The sequence below is a fragment of the bacterium genome (genome assembly GCA_021158245.1).
Classification (GTDB): Bacteria; Zhuqueibacterota; QNDG01; order QNDG01; family QNDG01; genus QNDG01.
In genome coordinates this window covers 1-5,131 of sequence record JAGGVB010000063.1, presented here as the reverse complement: position 1 = coordinate 5,131, position 5,131 = coordinate 1, and the positions used below count along the sequence as shown (strand labels likewise).

5 protein-coding genes are annotated in these 5,131 nt (G+C 36.9%); 4 read left to right on the top strand and 1 reads right to left on the bottom strand.

The window, feature by feature from the left end; all coding sequences use genetic code 11:
* Together J7K93_03845 and J7K93_03840 are read left to right on the top strand one after the other, a co-directional pair.
* Window positions 1-459: hypothetical protein (locus J7K93_03845; GenBank protein MCD6116125.1), on the top strand; the 459-nt coding region annotated here is incomplete at its 5' end.
* A gap of 127 nt (window positions 460-586) precedes the next feature.
* Window positions 587-778: a hypothetical protein gene (locus J7K93_03840; protein ID MCD6116124.1), complete on the top strand. Its 192-nt coding sequence runs from the start codon at window positions 587-589 to the stop codon at window positions 776-778.
* Window positions 779-815: 37 nt separating this feature from the next.
* On the opposite strand, the gene J7K93_03835 is transcribed toward J7K93_03840, so the two are convergent.
* Window positions 816-2,147 carry an ATP-binding protein gene (locus J7K93_03835; GenBank protein MCD6116123.1) on the bottom strand — a complete coding sequence of 444 codons (1,332 nt, stop codon included), beginning with the start codon at window positions 2,145-2,147 and terminating at the stop codon, window positions 816-818.
* A 365-nt stretch (window positions 2,148-2,512) separates the two neighbouring features.
* On the opposite strand from J7K93_03835, the gene J7K93_03830 reads away from it, so the two are divergent.
* Together J7K93_03830 and J7K93_03825 are read left to right on the top strand one after the other, a co-directional pair.
* Window positions 2,513-4,762 carry a S9 family peptidase gene (locus J7K93_03830; protein ID MCD6116122.1) on the top strand — a complete coding sequence of 750 codons (2,250 nt, stop codon included), beginning with the start codon at window positions 2,513-2,515 and terminating at the stop codon, window positions 4,760-4,762.
* Between the two features lie 148 nt (window positions 4,763-4,910).
* A partial coding sequence (locus J7K93_03825; protein MCD6116121.1) for an SDR family NAD(P)-dependent oxidoreductase occupies window positions 4,911-5,131 on the top strand: 221 nt, incomplete at its 3' end.

Sequence of the window (5,131 nt, the reverse complement as noted above, 5' to 3'; positions counted from 1 at the left end):
TTTCAAAAACCTGAGAAAAAATTATTTAATAAAAGGTTTCATTTTCTGAAGGATTCGCTTTTAACAGTTGCAGAAAAGACTATAAAGGATTATCACAGGAAGATATTCAAAACAGAAATAATGGGAGCATTGCAGACAGCCGAAAGGGTTTTTATGTCTTATGATCAGCATAGAAAAGTGTTAGTAATTATGTCTGACATGCTGGAGGATTCAAAACTTTACAGATTTACAAAGGAAAATCTAACAGATACCAGGATAACTTCAATTATTAGTGCTGAGGAGGAAAATAAACGAATCCCTGATTTAAAGGGTGTAAAGGTTTATGTAACAGGAGCAATTGCGGGGAATTCTCAAAAATATTTTCAGGTTCGGAACTTTTGGTATAAATACATGGAAAAATGCGGCGCAGTTTTATCTCATGAAAATTATGGCAGTAATCTGATTAGGTTTGATGAATAATAATTTTCAGAAGAAGCGTACTTGAAATTACTGATTACAATAAACTGTTAATTTCTTCTGAGATAAATATTATCATGTTAAAGGATTAATAGTTGACTTCCTTTTATTGTACAATTGGCAGTTAACTATGGCCTCCTGGAAAAGTCATAACATCTTAATGTTTATCAAGATAATGCTTGATAAATATGCGCGTCTGGTCATCGGTGCACTGATCACCAAACACAAGAAAAGAGCACTCAGAAAAGAGATGGCAACCCAGGACCGGATAGAAGGTAAGTTTGGTGCAGGAGAAAATTGTCAAAGAGCACCAAATAGTTGAACAGCATGCCTGAAATGGCTTTTCCAGGAGGCCCTATCTACAGGACACCTGTAGTATCTGTCATGCCAATTAAGTTCTTTATTGTACAAACTGCATAAAGTGGTATGTTTATAAAATCATTATCTACTGTAAGATTTCTTGGGGAAGTTCTGATAATAAATTCAGGTTTATATTTTTCCGCATAGCTTCTTAAACTTTTTATATTTCTGTTTGTACCGCTTTTTACCTCCAATGGATAGATATTTCCTTCCTGTTCAATAATGAAATCAACTTCAGCATCGCTCTTTGATGTCCAGTAATATAAATTTTTAATTCCGGCTGAAATTAGTTCGGATGCAACAAAATTTTCTATGAAAGCTCCGTTATACTCAGAAAACAGAGCATTAGGTTTTATTATAATTTCGGGTGTAAGATTAAGCATTGCTCCGAGTAGCCCTGAATCAAGTGTATATACTTTGAATTTGGAGTAATCCGCATAACCTGACAGAGGAATTTTTGGCACTTTTATATTATAAGCAATATTTATTAATCCTGTATTTTTCAACCAGTGGATGGTTTGTTCAAAGGTAGCAGACCGTGCGTTTCTGCGAACATCGCTGTATTTAAATTTTTTATTCTCTTTTGCCAATTGATATGGTATTGAATGCCAGAGTTCGGATGTTTTTATTGCCTGAGAGCTGTCTGCATATTTTGAGAAATCCCTCTGATATGCTTCAATAATGTCCAATTGAATTTTTCTTGCCAGAGATATATCTTTTTCTTTAAGATATACATCAAGAACTTCAGGCATTCCTCCGAGATAAAGATACATTTTCAGATGTTTAAGCAATTTTTGATGTATTATTTCTGGAAGGGAGTCTGTGTATTGAATATTATTTAATTTTTCTGCAATAAGTTCCTGGGCAAAAGCAGCCAGATACTCTATAAAACTCATAGGGTAAAGAGTTGAAAAATTGACTTTACCTACAGGAAAACTGGTTTTTTTACCAACGCTTACTCCAAGTAATGAACCTGCTGCAATAATATGATACTCAGGAGCATGTTCATAAAAATATTTCAGACAGGTAAGCACATCCGGAGCTGTTTGTATTTCATCAAAGAAAATTAAAGTGTCAGCAGAGTTGATTTTTTTGTTGAGATATAAACTTATATTCTCTATTATGTTCGATGGTTCCAGATTACCTGTAAAGAGTGTATGAAGTTCTGTGTTTTGCTCAAAATTAAGATAAATAAAATTACTGTATTCGTTTTTTCCGAACTTGTTTACGAGAAAGGTTTTACCCACCTGACGAGCGCCCTGTAATAACAGAGGCTTGCGATGTTTGCTTTTCTTCCAATTAAGTAGTTGTTTATACATGGTACGTATCATTTTTATCTCCATAAAAGTGCAGAGAATAATTGTTTTTATCCCCCAAAAATTGTATTGATATACTAAATATACTCCCAAAAAGTGTAAGAAGCAAGTAAATTTATCTCCAAAAAAATGTAATTATGTTAATTGGATTCCCGATAATCCCGATTCTGATTATTATATTTTATTCTTAAAGAAAATCGGGACGGGAATGATCCCCTCAAGTCCCGTCAGAGACGAAATATTTGTAGTTTATAAAGTTCATATAGTTGAAAGTTATAAAGTCTGCAAAGTTTAAATTTTTCTCCTTGAATCCTACAAACTTTTATTGTATTTTTTGGATACAATATCTTTAACAGTAAATAATTTTAAAGAGGCCTGTTATGAAAGCAAAAAAGATTATTATTCTGCTGACTCTTCTTCTTGCTGCTGCTCTTTCAGCACAGCAAGCAGATCCCGGTATTTTAACAATTGACCGTATCTACAATTCCAAAGAATTCAACGGCGATTGGTTCGGCCCTGCAAGATGGCTGATGCACAGAGGAGGATATACAACTCTGGAACAGTCAAAAGATGTAAAACACGGAAGAGATATTGTGCTCTATTCTGTGCGCGGTAGACGTTCTGTTATGGTTTCTGCGAAAAACCTTATCCCCAAAGATAAAGACAAACCTCTTACAATTGCAAATTACATCTGGTCAAAGGACGGATCAAAACTTTTGATCTTTACAAATACAAAAAGAGTATGGCGCAGAAATACAAGAGGGGACTATTGGGTTTATAATTTAAAGACAAAGGAATTGTTTAAACTGGGCGGGGAGCATGCAAAACCTTCAACCCTGATGTTCGCAAAATTTTCTCCTGACGGAGCCAGAACAGCTTATGTAAGAGAGAACAACATTTATGTTGAAAATCTAACTACGCATAAAATTACTCAGCTTACATCTGACGGATCAAAAACAATTATTAACGGAACTTCAGACTGGGTTTATGAGGAGGAGTTCGGCCTTAGAGACGGGTTCAGATGGAGCCCTGACGGAAAGTACATTGCTTTCTGGCAGTTTGATGCAAGCGGTGTAGGTGTTTTTTACATGATAAACAATACGGACTCAATCTACTCAAAAATTATACCGGTACAGTACCCGAAAGCAGGCACAACAAATTCTGCATGCAGAGTCGGGGTTGTACAATCTGATGGCGGCCCTGTTGTATGGATGAAGGTTAAGGGATATCCCAGAAACCTCTACATAGCAAAGATGGAATGGATTCCGGATTCACACAAAATTCTGTTCCAGAAATTAAACAGACTTCAGAATCAAAATCAGGTAACAGAGGGAGATGCAGAAACCGGAGATATCAGAACAATTATTACTGACAGGGACAGTGCCTGGGTTGATGTAAATGAACATATTGTATGGCTTGACAATGGGAAGAGTTTTACCTGGGTAAGCGAAAAAGACGGGTGGAGACACGTATATATTGTATCCCTTTCAACAGGCAGGATGAATCTTGTTACAAAGGGAGATTATGATGTAATCAGAGTTGAGAAGGTTGATCCTGAAGGCGGACAGCTCTATTTTTCTGCTTCTTTGAATAATGCTTTTAACAGATATCTTTTTAAAACAAATCTGGACGGAACCGGAAACGCGCAGCGGCTGACCCCTCTAAAAGAGGCAGGAACCCATTATTACCAGATATCACCTGATTCAAAATGGGCAATACATACATATTCGGCATTTGAAAATCCGACGGTAATTGATCTTGTCAGGCTGAAGGATCATAAGAGAATAAGAACACTTGTTGATAATCATAAATTAAGAGAGAAATTTAACATATTAAAACGCAGGACAGTTGAGTTCAGCAGCCTTAAAACGGATTACGGCGTAAAACTTGACTACTGGATGATGAAACCGTATAATTTTAATCCTGTAAAAAAATATCCTGTGCTCTTTTATGTTTACGGAGAGCCTGCTGCACAGACTGTTTTAAACAGGTGGGGAGGAAAAAGTTACCTGTGGTATCTGATGCTTACACAGCAGGGATATATTGTTATATCTGTTGACAACAGAGGTACTCCTGCACCAAAAGGGCGAAGCTGGAGAAAGTGTATTTATAAAAGAGTCGGCGTTATTGCATCAAAGGATCAGGCTGCAGCGTGCAGAATTGTAAGGAGCTGGAGTTTTGTTGATTCTACTAGGATTGGTATATGGGGATGGAGCGGAGGCGGATCAATGACTCTTAACATGATGTTCAGATATCCCGGACTTTATAAAGCGGGTATGGCTGTGGCACCTGTAGCGAATCAAAAGTTGTATGATACAATATATCAGGAGCGTTACATGGGCCTGCCTCAGCAAAATCCGGAAGAGTACAAAATGGGTTCACCCATTACTTTTGCAAAGAATTTAAAAGGCGACCTGCTTGTTGTACACGGTACAGGCGATGATAATGTACACTATCAGAATACAGAGATGCTGATAAATGAACTTATTAAAAATAACAAACAGTTCTCAGTGATGGTGTATCCGAACAGATCCCACGGGATATATGAGGGTAAAAATACTACAAGGCATCTTCGGACATTACTGACAAATTATTTAAACAGACATATTTTTCCGGGTTCTGTAAAATAATTTTGAAAGACAGATTTTCATTATTATCTTTACGGAAAGAGTTTCGCAATCGTTTGCAGTCAGTACACCTCAGAGGTCTCGGAGACCTCTGAGGTGTGGAAAACAAGTGTCATATTTTATAAAATAAACTAAAATTTACGGAGGAGATATGCCGGGTATTTCAGAATCAGCACTTAAACTTCTTTCCCTTGAGGGAAAAGTTGCAATGATATCAGGAGGCGCATCAGGTATAGGCAGAGGTACATGCCTGCGCCTTGCAGAGTTCGGAGCAAAAATAGCAGTACTTGATATAAATGACCAGGCAGGTTCTGAGACAGTTAAAGAGATAGAAACTGCCGGCGGAAAAGCAATATACATTAATTGTGACGT

Coding starts and splice junctions, on each gene's coding strand:
- J7K93_03840 (MCD6116124.1), top strand. CDS start 587: ATGGCCTCCTGGAAAAGTCATAACATCTTAATGTTTATCAAGATAATG.
- J7K93_03835 (MCD6116123.1), bottom strand. CDS start 2,147: ATGATACGTACCATGTATAAACAACTACTTAATTGGAAGAAAAGCAAA.
- J7K93_03830 (MCD6116122.1), top strand. CDS start 2,513: ATGAAAGCAAAAAAGATTATTATTCTGCTGACTCTTCTTCTTGCTGCT.